We start from the raw sequence: 16895 nt of genomic DNA, 5'->3' as shown, positions 1-16895 counted from the left end.
GGGGAGAGGGGAACGCAGCGGCGCGCCGCAAGCCGGGGGACTGCGATGAATCTCTCCGCCCCCTTCATCACCCGCCCGGTGGCGACCATGTTGTTCAGCCTGGCGATCCTCCTGCTCGGCGGGCTCAGCTTCGGCCTGCTGCCGGTGTCGCCGCTGCCGCAGATGGACTTCCCGGTGATCACCGTGCAGGCCAGCCTGGCCGGAGCCAGCCCGGAAGTCATGGCCTCCAGCGTCACCACGCCGCTGGAACGCTCCCTGGGCACCATCTCCGGGATCACCCAGATGACCAGCCGGACCAGCCAGGGCAACACGCGGATCATCCTGCAGTTCGAGGCGACCCGCGACATCAACGGCGCGGCCCGCGACGTGCAGGCGGCGATCAACGCGGCGCGCAACATGCTGCCCAGCGGCATGCGCAGCATGCCCACCTATCGCAAGGTCAACCCCTCGCAGGCGCCGATCATGGTGCTCTCGCTGACCTCCGACGTGCTCTCCAAGGGCGAGCTCTACGACCTGGCCGACACCATCCTGGCGCAGAGCCTGTCCCAGGTGACCGGCGTCGGCGAGGTGCAGGTCGGCGGCAGTTCGCTGCCGGCGGTGCGCGTCGAGCTCGAGCCGCAGCTGCTCAACCAGTACGGCATCAGCCTCGACGAGGTGCGCAACGCTATCTCCCAAGCCAACGTACGCCGGCCCAAGGGCATGGTGGAGGACGGCGAGCGCCACTGGCAGGTGCAGGCCAACGACCAGCTGGAACGCGCCAGGGACTACCAGCCGCTGATCATTCGCTATCAGGATGGCGCCGCGCTGCGCCTGTCCGACGTGGCCAGGGTCCGCGACGCGGTGGAGAACCGCTACAACAGCGGCTTCTTCAACGATCGCGACGCCGTGCTGCTGGTGATCAACCGCCAGGCCGGCGCCAACATCATCGAGACCATCAACACCATCAAGGCGCAGCTGCCGGCGCTCCAGGCGGTTCTGCCGCCCACCGTCAAGCTGGGCATCGCCGCGGACCGCTCGCCGGTGATCACCGCCACCTTGCACGAGGCCGAGCGCACCCTGCTGATTGCCGTGGCCCTGGTGATCATCGTGGTGTTCCTCTCCCTGGGCAACCTACGCGCCTCGCTGATTCCCGCCCTGGCGGTGCCGATATCGCTGATCGGCACCTTCGCGGTGATGTATCTGTGGGGCTTTTCCCTCAACGTGTTGTCGCTGATGGCGCTAATCCTCGCCGCCGGCCTGGTGGTGGACGACGCCATCGTGGTGCTGGAGAACATCGCCCGGCACATCAACGCCGGCGAGAAGCCGCTGCGTGCCGCGCTGCTCGGCAGCCGCGAGGTGGGCTTCACCCTGCTGTCCATGAACCTCTCGCTGGTGGCGGTGTTCGTCTCCATCCTGTTCATGGGCGATGTGGTGGGCCAGCTGTTCCGCGAGTTCTCCATCACCCTGGCGGCGGCCATCCTGGTGTCCCTGGTGGTCTCCCTGACTCTCACGCCGATGCTCTGCGCGCGCTGGCTGAAGCCGCACCACAGCGGCGACGAGAACGCTCTGCAGCGCTGGAGCCAGCGCATGCACGAGCGCCTGGTGGCGTTCTACGACCGCACCCTGGGCTGGGTGCTGCGCCATCCGCGGCTGACCCTGGCCAGCCTGCTGCTGACCATCGGGCTGAACGTGTTCCTGTACATCGTGATTCCCAAGACCTTCCTGCCGACCCAGGACACCGGCCAGTTGATGGGTTTCATCCGTGGCGACGACGGCCTGTCGTTCAGTGTGATGCAGCCGAAGATGGAGATATTCCGCCGCGCCGTGCTCAAGGATCCGGCCGTGGAGAGCGTGGCCGGCTTCATCGGCGGCTCCGGCGGTACCAACAACGCCTTCATGATCGTCCGCCTCAAGCCGCGCAGCCAGCGCGACCTGAATGCCCAGCAGGTGATCCAGCGCCTGCGCCAGAACCTGCCCAAGGTACCCGGTGCACGGCTGATGCTGATGCCCGACCAGGACCTGATGTTCGGCGGCTCGCGCGGCGACGACAGCTCCCAGTACCAGTACGTGCTGCAGACCGGCGAGCTATCCCTGCTGCGTGAGTGGCTGCCGAAGGTCACCGAGGCCCTGAAATCCCTGCCCGAACTGACCGCCATCGACGCCCGCGAAGGCCGCGGCACCCAGCAGGTGACCCTGAAGATCGACCGCGAGCAGGCCAAACGCCTGGGGGTGGACATGGAAATGGTCAGCAGCGTGCTGAACAACGCCTACAGCCAGCGGCAGATCTCCACCATCTACGATACCCTCAACCAGTACCAGGTGGTGATGGAGGTCAATCCCAAGTACGCCCAGGACCCGACCACCCTGGAGCAGGTCTACCTGATCACCACCGACGGACAGCGGGTGCCGCTGTCCACCTTCGCCAGCTACGAGTACAGCCTGCAGGAGGATAGGGTGAGCCATGAGGGGCAGTTCGCCGCGGAAAGCATCTCCTTCGACCTGGCCCCCGGGGTCAGCCTCGACCAGGCGACCCGCGCCATCGAGCGCGCGGTGGCGGCCATCGGCATGCCCACCGAGGTGATCGGCCGCCTGGGCGGCGCCGGCGATGCCTTCAAGCAGACCCAGGAAAGCCAGCCGTGGATGATCCTCGGCGCCCTGGTGCTGGTCTACCTGGTGCTGGGCATCCTCTACGAGAGCTACGTGCATCCGCTGACCATCCTCTCCACGTTGCCCTCGGCAGGGGTAGGGGCGCTGCTGGCGATTCTCCTGGTCGGCGATCAGTTCAGCCTGATCTCGCTGCTCGGCCTGTTCCTGCTGATCGGCATAGTCAAGAAGAACGCCATCCTGATGATCGACCTGGCCCTGCAGCTGGAGCGCGAGAACGGCCTGCCGCCCGACGAGTCCATCCGCCAGGCCTGCCTGCAGCGCCTACGGCCGATCCTGATGACCACCCTGGCGGCGATCCTCGGCGCCGTACCGCTGCTGATCGGCGGCACCGAAGGCGCGGAGATGCGCCAGCCGCTGGGCCTGAGCATCGTCGGCGGGCTGATCCTCAGCCAGATCCTCACCCTCTACACCACCCCGGTGGTCTACCTCTACTTCGATCGCCTGCGCCACCGCTTCAACCGCTGGCGCGGTGTGAAGACCGATGCCGCACTGGATACGCCGCTATGATTCCGCACGCCAAACCCTACCTGACCACCCTGGCCCTGGCGCTGGCCCTGAGCGCCTGCGCCGTCGGCCCCGACTACCAGCGCCCGGAGGTGGCCAGCAGCGCCGCCTTCCGCCAGGTCGAGGGCTGGAAGGCCACCGCGCCGGCCGATGCGCTGATCGGCGGCGAGTGGTGGAAGCTCTATGGCGACGAGGAGCTGAACCGCCTGGTCGAGCGCCTGAACGCCAGCAACCAGAACCTGGCTAGCGCCGAGGCCCAGTACCGCCAGGCCAAGGCGCTGGTACGCGGCGCCCGGGCGTCCTTCTTCCCCAGCCTGGGCGCCGACGTGGGCGTGACCCGCTCGGGGCAGGGCAGCGGCAGCATCGGCAATGACAGCAATGCCAGCGCAGCCTCCAGCGTCTCCAAGAGCTACAACGCCAGCCTCGGAGTGAGCTGGGAGCTGGATCTCTGGGGACGCCTGCGTCGCCAGCTGGAAGGCGACAGCGCGAGCCTGGAGGCCAGCGCCGCCGATTTGGCCGCTGCGCGCCTGAGCTTGCAGGCGGAACTGGTGCAGAACTACCTGCAGCTGCGCGTACTGGACGAGCAGAAACGCCTGCTGGACGCCACCGTGAAGGCCTACCAGCGCTCCCTGAAACTCACCGAGAACCAGTACAAAGCCGGCATAGTGCCGAAGTCCGACGTCACCCAGGCGCGCACCCAGCTGAAAAGCACCGAAGCCCAGGCCATCGACCTGGAATACCAGCGTGCCCAGCTGGAGCATGCCATCGCCGTGCTGATCGGCGTGCCGCCGGCGGAGTTCCGCCTGGCCGAGGTGGAACGGGTGCCGGAGCTGCCCGAGGTGCCGGTGAGCGTGCCCTCGGCACTGCTCGAGCGACGCCCGGACATCGCCGCCGCCGAGCGCCGGGTGATGGCCGCCAACGCCTCGATCGGCGTGGAGAGGGCCGCCTACTTCCCCGACCTGACCCTGTCCGCCTCCGGCGGCTACCGCAGCGGCGCCCTGGACAACTGGATCAGCACGCCGAACCGCTTCTGGTCCATCGGCCCGGCCTTCGCCATGACCCTGTTCGACGGCGGCATCATCCGCTCCCGCGTCGAGCAGGCCGAGGCCAACTACGACCAGACCGTGGCCAGCTACCGGCAGACCGTGCTGGAAGGCTTCCGCGAGGTGGAGGACTACCTGATCCAGCTCAAGGTCTACGAGCGCGAGGCCGAAGTGCAGCAGGAAGCCCTGGAGGCCGCCCGGGAATCCCTGCGGCTGATCGAGAACCAGTACAAGGCCGGCCACGTGGACTACAACAGCGTGGTCAGCGTGCAGACCAGCGCACTCGCCAACGAACGCTCCTTGCTCAGCCTGCGCGGCAACCGGCTGCTGGCCAGTGTGCAACTGATCGCCGCCCTGGGCGGAGGCTGGGACGCCAGTCAGCTGCAGGAAGAGCCGCAGATGCAGGTGTCGGAAAAGCGCTAAGGCAGGGCCAGGCTTGGCGGAGGAGGGGTAGGGCGAGCATAGCCAGTGCCAGGGCCGTTAACTGACCGGAAGCGGACTCGTCGGGATCAGGGCTGCTCTGCAAGGGCGCAGCGGGCAAACCAGTCGAGAATGTCGTCCCTTTGCCGCTCACTGTGGGGATGAGCCAGGAGCCCTTCCACCAGAAAGGTCGCCACCGTGGCCAGTGTCCGCGCCCGCTCGTGGCTGATACCCCTGGCTTGCAGGACGTGGACCACTGCAGCCTCCATGCCCTGGTGAAAGCGCTCATGCCAGTCTCGGATCACCGTAGACTGACTCAGTCGGCCGTGCACCGTATTGACCAGCGGCCGGCTCTTTTCGAACTGCCGTAGCGCCCAGTCCATCTGCTCCCTGGGGTGCAGCCCCATGATGGCGGGCAGCTGCCGGAGGCTCTCGGCGAGCAGGCGATTGAGCACGCCGACCAGCAGCTCGTCCTTGCTGCCGTAGTACCAATACAGAGTGTTGGGAGCGACGCCCAGCTCTGCGGCGATCCGCCCCATGGAGGTGGCCTCGTAGCCACAGCTGAGGAACAGGCGGGCCGCGGTCTCTTCCAGTTCCTGCTTTTTGATCTGCGGATCTATGTCGCGTTTGTTCTTGGCCATGCTGCCGGCTCCCTGGGTCGTTCAGGCCAATCTTGAAGCGTGTTCAGGAGTGTTAGCTTAGAGATTCTTGAATGCCGAACAAGATAATTCTGCCCGCGGAGCCACGCCATGGAAAAGCTCAGACATAGCCCCGAAGACCTCACCTGCCGCAGCGAACGGACAGGCTTCTACTCACAGGGTGTCTGGTGCGCGGCAACCCTGCATTGGCCGGCGAGCCCCTGCCAGGGGGAACGTCCGGCCATTCTCATGGTGCATGGCTGGGGCGGCATCCAGAACGCCCTGACGGTGCCTTTCTACGAAGAGTTCACCCGTGCCGGGTTCGTGGTCATGACCTTCGACTACCGTGGCTGGGGGGAAAGCGCCGGACTACCTCGGCAGACCATCTCGGCCCGCCAGCGCCTGCGCGATGCCGATGCGGCACTGGCCTTCCTGAAGTCTCAGCCGGGCGTCGATCCCCTCAAGGTGGTGATCTGGGGTTCCTCGTTCGGCGGCGGCCATGCGGTGGAGCTGGCTGCGGATCACCCCGAGCTGGCCGGGGTGATCGCCCAGGTGCCCATGCTGGATGGCATCGCCACGGTGCGGGCCGTGCCGCCCCTCCGTCTGCTGCGCTTCGCCCTCTACTGCCTGGCTGATCTGTTCAAGCCGGGCAAGCCGATTTATATCCCGGTGGTCAGCGAGCCCGGGGCCTTTTCCTCGATGGACAGGGATGACGCCCACAAGGCGCTGGTGCTGGCCGAGCGCAGCCTGCAGCGCAGGTACGACAACCGCGTCGCGGCGCGTTCCCTGCTGACCATGGGACCCTATCGGCCCTTCAAGCGCCTGAAGGAAATCAGGGTTCCCACACTGCTGCTGGAGGCCAGCGAGGATACCGTCGCGCCCTTCGTGGAGTCGGCGATCCGCGCGGTGAACAATCCCTGCATCCGGGTGGAAAGGGTCAAGGCCAACCATTTCGAACCCTACTTCGAGCCGGTGTTCAGCGAGGTGATTGGCAAGCAGCTGGAGTTTCTGCGCAGCCTGAATCTGATCCGGGAAGTGCGGCGGGAGCAGAGTGTTGCCTAGCTGACGCATTGCCGATGGCGGATGGGCAGGGCGGCTGAAACGGGCGACTGGCCTGGCGGAGCGAGGGCTCTGGCTAGCGCAGCTTCATGCTGTGGATCAGTTGCCCGGGGTCGTCCGGGTCGCGGCGGCATTCCGAGCCCAGGTAGCTGGCCAGGGACTGGACGGCACGGTTGGTCGGCGCATCCACCGAGTACATCTGGGCGAAGCCCTGGCTGCGCGCGTAGTCGAGCAGATGGCGGATCAGCAGGCTGGCCAGGCCCTTGCGGCGCCAGTCGTCGGCCACCACCACCGCGCACTCGCAGCTGTCCGGCGCCGTGGCCCCGTATCGGGCGATTCCTACCTCGATTATCCGGCCGTTGCGGTGGACCAGGGCCACGAAGGCCATAGTGTTGCGGTAGTCCAGGTTCATCAGGAAGTCGAGCAGCCCGGGGGAGGGTTCCTGGAAGGCGCGGAAGAAACGGAAATAGCGCGCCTCCGGGGACAGGTTGGAGATGAATTCCGCCTCGCGCTCCCGGTCCTCCGGCAGCAGCGGCCGGATCAGCACATGGCTGCCGTCCTTGAGCTTCTCGATCCAGCGGATGCGGGGCGGCTCGGCGGGCGGGATGCTGGACATGAAGCGACCTCTGCTGGGGAAAGTCTCTATCTTGCCTGCCATTTCCGACCCAGGCGAGAGCCCTCCGGCGGAAGCCGGGAGAATGGCGCAGGCGCCCTTACTGGCTGCTCGAGGCCGGCTCGAAGCTCGGTATGTGCATGAGGATCACGATCACTTCGATGATCAGGCCAAGAGCCTCACGATCCACGCGATACGGCGGCCGGTTTTTTCTGGCCGTGGAATTCCGCGGCGCGTTCCATCGTCAGCCGAGGTGGTCGGAGCGCTCTCTGGCGCGCGTGACCATTGAATGCAACCTGGGATAAAAGAAAAGTCCGCCAAGCCGGTGTTGCAGACGAAAAATGCTGCTGGGCTTCACCTACATCCTGCAACCCAAAAGTTCGCATAATGTATATTATGTTAAATTGTATATACGCCAAGCCAGCCTGTCGTCCTCCTCGTCAGCCGGCGTGGCTGCGCCTCTCATCCCGTAGCCTCGCGTCTCTCTGATCTCGGGCTGCTTCATCAACCGCAACCACCAGCAACTGCAAAGCCATCATCCGTCCGTAAACCGATTTCAGCCCTTCAGCGCTGCCTCGATCTTCGCCACGTCGATCTTGCGCATGGTCAGCATGGCTTCGAAGGCTCGGCGTGCGGCAGCACGATCCGGGTTGGCCAGTGCCTCGCTGAGCACCCGCGGGGTGATCTGCCAGGAAATGCCCCATTTGTCCTTGCACCAGCCGCACTCGCTTTCCTGGCCGCCGTTGCTGATGATGGCGTTCCACAGGCGGTCGGTTTCCTCCTGGTCTTCCGTGGCGATCTGGAAGGAAAACGCCTCGTTATGACTGAATGCCGGCCCGCCGTTCAGTCCGATGCAGGGAATGCCGGCCACGTTGAACTCGACCAGAATCACATCGCCTTCCTTGCCTGCCGGATAGTCGGCCGGTGCATGGATGACCCTGCCAATCGAGCTGTCCGGAAAGGTCCGGGCATAGAACTGCGCCGCCTCCAGGGCGGTGCCGTCGTACCAGAGACAGATGGTGTTCTTGCTGGTCATTGCGAGTCCTCCTCTGCTGAATCTGCTGAAAAGGCTTGGCCGGTCGTCTGCTGAAGCATCGCCAGGAGGCCAATCCTCGGTCCTCCCTTTGCCCGCCCTGTCGCGCGGGTAGTGCCTGGCCAGCGGAAACGCCGGCAGCCAGGACTCCCGGCGGATGATCCAGCTTTCGTAGGTGGGCAGCAGCTGATCAGGGGCATCCAGCGCGCCCAGGTGCACCTCGACTTCGTCGCCGGTGCGGGCGAACACGGATGAGCCGCAGCGCGGGCAGAAGGCGCGGCCGGCGTAGTTGCGGGTTTCACCTGCGATGCTCACTGCGTCCTGCGGAAAAATCGCCGAAGCGGAGAACAGGGCGCCGTGGTGCTTGCGGCAATCCAGACAGTGGCACAGCCCCACCCGGTAGGGTCGGCCTGTAGCCTGGATGCGCACGGCGCCGCACAGGCAACCGCCGGTGAAAAGCCGCATCGCTCTGCCCCGGTCAGATCTTGGCAATGCCAGTGATAGTGATGCCGTACAGATGCAGCAGTTCCACCGCCGGCTCGTCGCTGAGCCGGTCCTCGCGGTCGCCGAAATCACCCCGCTCCAGATGCTGGTCGGCCCACTGCCGTACATGGACCACCGCCTCCTCCATGCTCGGCTTGTGGTCGGAGTGGATCTCCAGGGTATCCGTCGCGTTGTCCTTGCTGAAGGTGATGAGCCACTTCGCCATGAGGTCCTCCCTTGCAGTAGTGAAGGCATGCCCGAAGGGCTGCCCTTTTGATGGTTTGAGCGGGGAAGCCGTCAGCGGTTCAGCCTGACAGGCGATTTTTTGGCCAGGCTGCAGGGGCGGACCAGGGGTACTACTCCCCTCCTCCTCGGCCCAGCCAGCTACTGCCAGCCCTCCAGACGCATGGTGGCGCGCACCAGACGCTGTTCCTCCTGCTCGATCTCGCGCAGGTTGTCACGGATGCTGTTGATGTGCTCGCGGGCGGCACGCTGGGCCTGTTCGGGCAGGCGTTCGATCACCGCGTGGTAGAGCCGGGTGTGCTGGCGGTCGATCTGCCGCTTCTGGGCGGGACGGTGGTAGAGGTTGTTCACCGAGGCGAACACCGTGCTCAGCATCAGCTCGCTCAGCGACTGCAGGGTGTGGACCAGCACCGGGTTGTGGGAGGCCTCGCTGATCGCCCGGTGGAAGGCGTGGTCGCGCCGCGCATGCTCGCGGGGATCCAGGGGCTGCGGCTCGTCGTAGGCGGCCAGCATGTCCTCGTAGCGGCGCTTGATCATCAGCAGGTCGACGTCGGTAGCGCGTATCGCCGCCAGGCGCGCCGACTCCCCTTCCAGCAGCGCACGCACCTCCAGCAGGTCGTAGAGGGTGCGTGGCTGCGAGCTGAACAGGTGCATCAGCGGCGTGATGTCGTTGCCACGATTCAGGTCGGCAACGAAGGAGCCCCGGCCCTGCTCGGTATCCACGATTCCGCGCCCACGCAGGATGCGCAGGCCCTCACGCAGCGCCGAGCGCGAGCAGCCGAGCTTCTCCACCAGGCGCCGTTCGGAAGGCAGAGCCTGGCCTACCTTGAGTACTCCGTCGACGATCAGGCGCTCGATGCGCTCTGCCACCTCGTCGGCGACCCGGCGTTTCTGCTGTGTAGTAGCGCTGTCCATCAAAGCCTCGCTAACTGGTCGGACCAGTGGTAGGACAAGTGAAAAACCTGGACACACACTACTCCATAAACTCCCGTAATTACAGGCTGTGACTCAAGGTTGCGCCTAAAAAACTGGTCCGACCAGTCATGTAGTAAGTGGACGAGGTTCACTCCAAGAGGCCAACCTGATTCCGCCTGAAGCTCGACGAGCCCGGCCAGCGCCTCCTGCCAAGCGGCAGTGGGCCGGTTCCGAGGACCACGAAAACGCGACCCAGAGCCCGCATGAACATTCTTTACGACGAACGCCTCGATGGTGCCCTGCCCAAGGTGGACAAGGCCGCCCTGCTCGCGGAACTGCGCGAGGCACTGCCCGATCTGGAAATCCTGCACAGCCAGGAAGACCTGAAACCCTACGAATGCGACGGGCTTTCCGCCTATCGCACCATGCCGATGCTGGTAGTTCTGCCGGAGCGCATCGAGCAGGTCGAGACCCTGCTCAAGCTCTGTCACGCCCGCAACGTGCCGGTGGTCGCCCGCGGCGCCGGTACCGGCCTGTCCGGCGGCGCCCTGCCCCTGGAACAGGGCATTCTGCTGGTGATGGCGCGCTTCAACCGCATCCTCGAGGTGAACCCCGCGGGCCGCTTCGCCCGCGTCCAGCCCGGCGTACGCAACCTGGCCATCTCCCAGGCCGCAGCGCCCTACGATCTTTATTACGCCCCGGACCCTTCCTCGCAGATCGCCTGCTCCATCGGCGGCAACGTGGCGGAAAACGCCGGCGGCGTGCACTGCCTGAAGTACGGCCTGACCGTCCACAACCTGCTGAAGGTGGACATTCTCACCATCGAGGGCGAGCGCATCACCCTCGGCAGCGACGCTCTGGATGCTCCTGGCTTCGACCTGCTGGCGCTGTTCACCGGCTCCGAAGGCATGCTCGGGGTGGTCACCGAGGTGACCGTCAAGCTGTTGCCCAAGCCGCAGGTGGCCAAGGTGCTGCTGGCCGCCTTCGACTCGGTGGAGAAGGCCGGCCGCGCGGTGGGCGACATCATCGCCGCGGGCATCATCCCCGGCGGTCTGGAGATGATGGACAATCTGTCGATTCGCGCCGCCGAGGACTTCATCCACGCCGGCTACCCGGTGGATGCCGCGGCCATCCTGCTCTGCGAGCTGGACGGCGTGGAGGCCGACGTGCAGGAAGACTGCGCACGGGTGGAGGCGGTGCTCAAGGCCGCCGGCGCCACCGACGTGCGCCTGGCCCGCGACGAGGCCGAGCGGGCGCGCTTCTGGGCCGGCCGCAAGAACGCCTTCCCGGCGGTCGGCCGCATCTCCCCGGACTACTACTGCATGGATGGCACCATCCCGCGCCGCGAGCTGCCGCGCGTGCTCAACGGCATCGCCAAGCTCTCCGAAGAGTTCGGCCTGCGGGTGGCCAACGTGTTCCACGCCGGCGACGGCAACATGCACCCGCTGATCCTCTTCGATGCCAACGTCCCCGGCGAGCTGGAACGCGCCGAGGCCATCGGCGGCAAGATCCTCGAGCTCTGCGTGGAAGTCGGCGGCAGCATCACCGGCGAGCACGGCGTGGGCCGCGAGAAGATCAACCAGATGTGCGCCCAGTTCAACAGCGACGAAATCACCCTGTTCCACGCGGTGAAAGCGGCCTTCGACCCGCAGCGCCTGCTCAACCCCGGCAAGAACATCCCGACCCTGCACCGCTGTGCCGAATTCGGCGCCATGCACGTGCACCACGGGCAGTTGCCCTTCCCCGAACTGGAGCGATTCTGATGCGAGCCGATTACGACGCCAGCACCGCCCTGCTGGAACAGGTCAGCTATGCCCTCAACGAGGGCGTCGCCCTGCGCATCCAGGGCGGCAACACCAAGAGCCTTCTCGGCCGTCCGCTGAACGGCGAGGTGCTGGACACCCGCATCCACCACGGCATCGTCAGCTACGACCCCACCGAGCTGGTGCTCACCGCCCGCGCCGGCACCCCGCTGAAGGAAATCGAGGAAGTCCTCGACGCCGCCGGGCAGATGCTGCCCTGCGAGCCGCCGCACCTAGGCGACGGCGCCACCCTGGGCGGCATGGTCGCCAGCGGCCTGTCCGGCCCGCGCCGCCCCTGGGCCGGCTCGGTGCGCGACTTCGTCCTCGGCACTCGGGTGATCACCGGCCACGGCAAGCTGCTGCGCTTCGGTGGCGAGGTGATGAAGAACGTCGCCGGCTATGACCTGTCGCGCCTGCTGGCCGGCAGCTTCGGCTGCCTGGGGCTGATCACCGAGGTGTCCCTCAAGGTGCTGCCCAAGCCGCGTCAGTGCGTCAGCCTAAGCCTGGAACTGGGCGTGGCCGAGGCCCTGCGCGAGCTGGCCATCTGGGGCCAGCAGCCGATGCCGATCAGCGCCGCCTGCTACGACGGCCAGGCCCTGCACCTGCGCCTGGAAGGTGGTGAAGGCTCGGTGCAGGCCGCCCGCCAACGTCTCGGTGGCGAGCACCTCGACAACGGCTTCTGGCAGGACCTGCGCGAGCAGCGCCTGGCGTTCTTCGCCAACCCGGCGCCGCTGTGGCGGCTGTCGCTGCCCAACAACACCCCGCCGCTGGAGCTGCCCGGCGAGCAACTGATCGACTGGGGCGGCGCGCAGCGCTGGCTGAAGTCCGAGGCCGACGCCGAGACCATCCGCCGCGTGGTGAGCGCAGTCGGCGGCCATGCCACCCGCTACGCGCCCGGCGACGACTCCTTCCACCCGTTGCCCGCGGCCCTGCTGCGCTACCACCAGAGTCTCAAGCGCCAACTCGACCCCCAGGGCATCTTCAACCCCGGTCGCATGTACGCGGAAGTCTGAGAACAGCCATGCAAACCAATCTGAGCGAACAAGCCAAGCGCCTGCCCCGCGCCGAAGAGGCTGAACGTATCCTGCGCGCCTGCGTGCATTGCGGCTTCTGCACCGCCACCTGCCCCACCTACCAGCTGCTGGGTGACGAGCTGGACGGCCCGCGCGGACGCATCTACCTGATCAAGCAGGTTCTCGAAGGCCAGGAAGTCACCGCCAAGACCCAGCTGCACCTGGACCGCTGCCTGAGCTGCCGCAACTGCGAGACCACCTGCCCGTCCGGCGTGGACTACCACAACCTGCTGGACATCGGCCGCGCGGTGGTCGAGGAGTACGTGCCGCGCCCCCTCGGCGAGCGCATGCTGCGCAGTGGTCTGCGCGCCGTGGTGCCGCGACCCAAGCTGTTCAAGGCGCTGACCCGCGCCGGCCAGGTGTTCCGCCCGCTGCTGCCGGAAAACCTGCAGAACAAGCTGCCACGCCAGCCGCACCCGGCCAAGCCGCGTCCCGAGCCGCGCCATGCTCGCCGCGTGCTGATGCTGGAAGGCTGCGTGCAGCCGTCCCTGTCGCCAAACACCAACGCCGCCGCCGCGCGCGTCCTCGACCGCCTGGGCATCAGCGTGATCGCCGCCCCGCAGGCCGGCTGCTGCGGCGCTGTGGACTACCACCTGAACGCCCAGGAACAGGGGCTGGAGCGCGCCCGTCGCAACATCGACGCCTGGTGGCCGGCCATCGAGGCCGGTGCCGAGGCCATCGTGCAGACTGCCAGCGGTTGCGGCGCCTTCGTCCGCGACTACGGCCACATGCTGGAGAACGACCCGCAGTACGCGGCCAAGGCCAAGCGGGTCAGCGAACTGGCCCTGGACCTGGTCGAGGTGCTGCGCAAGGAGCCGCTGGAACGGCTCGGCATCCGCGGCGACAAGCGCCTGGCCTTCCACTGCCCCTGCACCCTGCAGCACGCCCAGAAGCTCGGCGGCGCGGTGGAGGATGTGCTCAAGCGCCTCGGCTTCGACCTCACCAGCGTGCCGGACAGCCACCTGTGCTGCGGCTCGGCGGGCACTTACTCGCTGACCCAGCCGGAGCTCTCCAGGCAGCTGCGCGACCGCAAGCTGGATGCCCTGGAAAGCGGCAAGCCCGAAGTCATCGTCACCGCCAACATCGGCTGCCAGACCCACCTCGACGGCGCCGGACGGACCCCGGTTCGCCACTGGATCGAACTGGTGGAAGAAGCCATCAACTGAACCCGTCCTCTTTACCCAGAGCGACACGGACAACCGCCGCGCCGGGACACGCAAGTCCCGGCACGGCCACGAATCAACCGGAGTAAAGCCATGCAACAGAAAGCAGTCCTGACCCAGAGCGAAGTCACCCGCATCCTCGCCGCCGCCCGCGCCGAGGCCGAGAAGAACAGCTGGCCGGTGGCCATCGTGGTGGTCGACGACGGCGGTCATCCCCTGGCCCTCGAACGTCTCGACGGCTGCGCGCCGATCGGCGCCTACATCGCCACCGAGAAGGCCCGCAGCGCCGCCCTCGGCCGCCGCGAGACCAAGGGCTACGAAGACATGGTCAACGGCGGCCGCACCGCCTTCGTCACCGCGCCCATCGTCACCGCTCTGGAAGGTGGCGTGCCGGTGCTGGTCGACGGCCAGGTGATCGGTGCGGTGGGCGTCTCCGGGGTCAAGGCCGAGCAGGACGCCCAGGTGGCCAAGGCCGGCATCGCCGCGCTCTGAGGCTGAACGCGGCGGCGACCTCGGCCGCCGCCGGATGAGTTTGTCGGAACAGGGACCACGATCCCTCCCCTGGCCCTCTTACCCGCGAAGAAGGGCACAACGAAGCAGGAGAAGAAAAGAATGACCGAGCGCGTAAACTGCCAACGCCTGCAAGTAGCCAGCCATTTCAAGCGCTTCATCGAAGAGGAAGTGCTGCCGGGCACCGGCATTGCCGCCGATGCCTTCTGGACGGGATTCGATGCCCTGGTGCATGACCTGGCGCCGCGCAACCGCGAGCTGCTGGCCGAGCGCGACCGCCTGCAGAGCGAGCTGGACGCCTGGCACCGCGCCAACCCCGGCCCCATCAAGGACATGGCTGCCTACCGCGCCTTCCTGGAATCCATCGGCTATCTGCTGCCGCAGCCGGAGCAGGTACAGGTCGGCACCAGCAACGTGGACAGCGAGATCGCAGTGCAGGCTGGCCCGCAGCTGGTGGTGCCGGTGATGAACGCCCGCTATGCGCTGAACGCCGCCAACGCCCGCTGGGGCTCGCTGTACGACGCCCTGTACGGCACCGACGCCATCCCCGAGGACGACGGCGCCGAGAAAGGCCAGGGCTACAACCCGGTGCGTGGTGCCCGGGTGATCGCCTTCGCCCGCAACTTCCTCGACCAGGCCGCGCCCCTGGCCAGCGGCAGCCACGCCGAGGCGACCGCCTACCGCGTGGAAGGCGGCCAGCTGGTGGTGGCCTTGCAGAATGGCAGCACCACCGGCCTGGCCCAGCCGGAGAAGTTCATCGCCTACCAGGGCGACGCCGCGGCCCCCAGCGCCGTGCTGCTGAAGAACAACGGCCTGCACTTCGAGATCCAGATCGACCGCACCAGCACCATCGGCAGCAGCGACGCCGCCGGGGTGAAGGACGTGGTGGTGGAAGCCGCGCTGACCACCATCATGGACTGCGAGGACTCGGTGGCCGCCGTGGACGCCGACGACAAGATCGTCGTCTACCGCAACTGGCTGGGCCTGATGAAGGGCGACCTGGAGGAAACCCTGGAGAAAGGCGGAAAGACCATCGTCCGCCGTCTGAACCCGGACCGCACCTACACCGCCGCTGACGGCTCGGCGCTGACCCTGCACGGCCGCTCCCTGCTGTTCGTGCGAAACGTCGGTCACCTGATGACCAACCCCACCATCCTGGACGGCGAAGGCAACGAGATTCCGGAAGGCATTCTCGACGCCGTGGTCACCAGCACCATCGCCCTGCACGACCTCCAGCGCCGCGGCAACTCGCGCACCGGCAGCGTGTACATCGTCAAGCCGAAGATGCACGGTCCCAAGGAAGTGGCCTTCGCCGACGAGCTGTTCGGCCGCGTCGAGGACCTCCTCGGCCTGCCGCGCCACACCCTGAAGATGGGCATCATGGACGAGGAGCGGCGCACCAGCGTCAACCTCAAGGCCTGCATCGCCGCCGCCAAGGACCGCGTGGCCTTCATCAACACCGGCTTCCTCGATCGCACCGGCGACGAGATGCACACCGCCATGGAGGCCGGCGCCATGCTGCGCAAGGGGGACATGAAGAGCACCACGTGGATCCAGGCCTACGAGCGCAACAACGTGCTGGTCGGCCTGGCCTGCGGCCTGCGCGGCCGGGCGCAGATCGGCAAGGGCATGTGGGCCATGCCGGACATGATGGCCGCCATGCTGGAGCAGAAGATCGGTCATCCCAAGGCCGGCGCCAACACCGCCTGGGTGCCCTCGCCGACCGCCGCCACCCTGCACGCCCTGCACTATCACCAGGTCGACGTCCAGGCCGTGCAGCGCGAGCTGGAACAGGTCGACCTGGCCAGCCAGCGCGACAGCCTGCTCAACGACCTGCTCAGCGTGCCGGTGGCCGCCGAGCGCAACTGGAGCGCCGAGGAGATCCAGCAGGAGCTCGACAACAACTGCCAGGGCATCCTCGGCTACGTGGTGCGCTGGGTCGAACAGGGCGTCGGCTGCTCCAAGGTGCCGGACATCCACAACGTCGGCCTGATGGAAGACCGTGCCACCCTGCGCATCTCCGCCCAGCACATCGCCAACTGGCTGCACCATGGCGTGGTCGGCGAGGCCCAGGTCCGCGAGACCCTGCAGCGCATGGCCAAGGTGGTGGACAGCCAGAACGCCGGCGATCCGGCCTACCGGCCGATGGCCCCGGACTTCGAGCGCTCCCATGCGTTCCGGGCCGCCAGCGATCTGGTCTTCAAGGGCCGCGAGCAACCCAGCGGCTACACCGAGCCGCTGCTGCATGCCTGGCGCCTGCGCTTCAAGCAGGAAGCCTGACCCCAAGCCCCGGTGCGCAACCCGCACCGGGGCTTTTCCGTAACTGCTGAATCCCTTTCATCACACCACAAGAGGAACAGCCCATGTCCACCCGACTGCCTCCCCCGCTGCTCTCCGATCCGCCAGACACCCTGGCCGGCTCGCTAGAACACAACAAGAAACCACATCCACAAGAATAAGGGACAACCCCATGGATACCTGGCAGCAGCTCTACACTCCCCTCGGCAGCCTCGGCCTGTCGGCACTTGCGGCCCTCGTGCCGATCGTCTTCTTCTTCCTTGCTCTTGCGGTTCTCCGTCTCAAAGGCCACGTCGCCGGCACCATCACCCTGGCGCTGTCGTTGCTGGTCGCCATCTTCGTCTACGGCATGCCCGCCGACATGGCCTTCGCCTCCGCCGCCTACGGCTTCGCCTATGGCCTCTGGCCGATCGCCTGGATCATCGTCGCCGCAGTGTTCCTCTACAAGCTGA

At 66.8% G+C, this 16895-nt stretch carries 14 protein-coding genes and 1 pseudogene; 9 read left to right on the top strand and 6 right to left on the bottom strand.

What is annotated here, in order from left to right; translation table 11 throughout:
* The first annotated feature begins 45 nt into the window (after nt 1-45).
* Complete coding sequence (locus H165_RS0106950; protein ID WP_017938195.1) at nt 46-3153, top strand: multidrug efflux RND transporter permease subunit; 3108 nt, start codon at nt 46-48, stop codon at nt 3151-3153.
* Nucleotides 3150-4616 (top strand): efflux transporter outer membrane subunit, encoded by a 1467-nt coding sequence (locus tag H165_RS0106945; protein ID WP_017938194.1) that lies wholly within the window; start codon nt 3150-3152, stop codon nt 4614-4616. The genes H165_RS0106950 and H165_RS0106945 overlap by 4 nt, the downstream gene beginning before the upstream one ends.
* Nucleotides 4617-4702: 86 nt before the next feature.
* Here the strand turns inward: H165_RS0106945 and H165_RS0106940 are convergent, their stop codons facing one another.
* Nucleotides 4703-5254: a TetR/AcrR family transcriptional regulator gene (locus tag H165_RS0106940; RefSeq protein ID WP_017938193.1), complete on the bottom strand. Its 552-nt coding sequence runs from the start codon at nt 5252-5254 to the stop codon at nt 4703-4705.
* A gap of 108 nt (nt 5255-5362) precedes the next feature.
* Here H165_RS0106940 and H165_RS0106935 point away from each other — a divergent pair, with 108 nt between their 5' ends.
* Nucleotides 5363-6313: an alpha/beta hydrolase gene (locus H165_RS0106935; RefSeq protein ID WP_040640597.1), complete on the top strand. Its 951-nt coding sequence runs from the start codon at nt 5363-5365 to the stop codon at nt 6311-6313.
* A 73-nt stretch (nt 6314-6386) separates the two neighbouring features.
* Here the strand turns inward: H165_RS0106935 and H165_RS0106930 are convergent, their stop codons facing one another.
* The 5 genes and pseudogenes from H165_RS0106930 to glcC form a co-directional block, all read right to left on the bottom strand.
* Nucleotides 6387-6926: a GNAT family N-acetyltransferase gene (locus H165_RS0106930; RefSeq protein ID WP_017938191.1), complete on the bottom strand. Its 540-nt coding sequence runs from the start codon at nt 6924-6926 to the stop codon at nt 6387-6389.
* 553 nt (nt 6927-7479) lie between these two features.
* The gene (locus H165_RS19750; protein ID WP_026146421.1) at nt 7480-7959 is read right to left on the bottom strand and encodes a VOC family protein; all 480 of its coding nucleotides are present in this window, start codon (nt 7957-7959) and stop codon (nt 7480-7482) included.
* A gap of 168 nt (nt 7960-8127) precedes the next feature.
* A pseudogene (locus H165_RS19745) lies at nt 8128-8421 on the bottom strand (GFA family protein); the annotation flags it as partial.
* Nucleotides 8422-8434: 13 nt separating this feature from the next.
* Entirely contained in the window at nt 8435-8665 is a 231-nt protein-coding gene (locus H165_RS0106915; protein WP_017938188.1) for a hypothetical protein, read from the bottom strand.
* 158 nt (nt 8666-8823) lie between these two features.
* Nucleotides 8824-9597 (bottom strand): transcriptional regulator GlcC, encoded by a 774-nt coding sequence (gene glcC, locus H165_RS0106910; protein WP_017938187.1) that lies wholly within the window; start codon nt 9595-9597, stop codon nt 8824-8826.
* A 263-nt stretch (nt 9598-9860) separates the two neighbouring features.
* Between glcC and glcD the strand changes: the two genes are divergently transcribed.
* From glcD to H165_RS18440, 6 genes are all read left to right on the top strand, one after another.
* On the top strand, nt 9861-11360 hold the full coding sequence (gene glcD / locus H165_RS0106905; RefSeq protein WP_017938186.1) for a glycolate oxidase subunit GlcD: 1500 nt from the start codon (nt 9861-9863) through the stop codon (nt 11358-11360).
* Nucleotides 11360-12412, top strand: a complete 1053-nt coding sequence (gene glcE, locus H165_RS0106900; RefSeq protein WP_017938185.1) for a glycolate oxidase subunit GlcE — start codon at nt 11360-11362, stop codon at nt 12410-12412. The genes glcD and glcE overlap by 1 nt, the downstream gene beginning before the upstream one ends.
* An 8-nt stretch (nt 12413-12420) precedes the next feature.
* Nucleotides 12421-13638: a glycolate oxidase subunit GlcF gene (gene glcF / locus H165_RS0106895; protein WP_017938184.1), complete on the top strand. Its 1218-nt coding sequence runs from the start codon at nt 12421-12423 to the stop codon at nt 13636-13638.
* A 90-nt stretch (nt 13639-13728) separates the two neighbouring features.
* Entirely contained in the window at nt 13729-14127 is a 399-nt protein-coding gene (locus H165_RS0106890) for a heme-binding protein (RefSeq protein ID WP_017938183.1), read from the top strand.
* A gap of 120 nt (nt 14128-14247) precedes the next feature.
* Nucleotides 14248-16425, top strand: a complete 2178-nt coding sequence (locus tag H165_RS0106885; RefSeq protein ID WP_017938182.1) for a malate synthase G — start codon at nt 14248-14250, stop codon at nt 16423-16425.
* A 190-nt stretch (nt 16426-16615) separates the two neighbouring features.
* On the top strand, nt 16616-16895 hold a 280-nt coding region (locus H165_RS18440), incomplete at its 3' end, for an L-lactate permease (RefSeq protein WP_017938181.1).

It is taken from the genome of Pseudomonas thermotolerans DSM 14292 (genome assembly GCF_000364625.1).
Taxonomy (GTDB): Bacteria; Pseudomonadota; Gammaproteobacteria; order Pseudomonadales; family Pseudomonadaceae; genus Aquipseudomonas; species Aquipseudomonas thermotolerans.
Note: the sequence above shows the minus strand (reverse complement) of the source record. Positions and strands in the feature narration are given on the sequence as shown.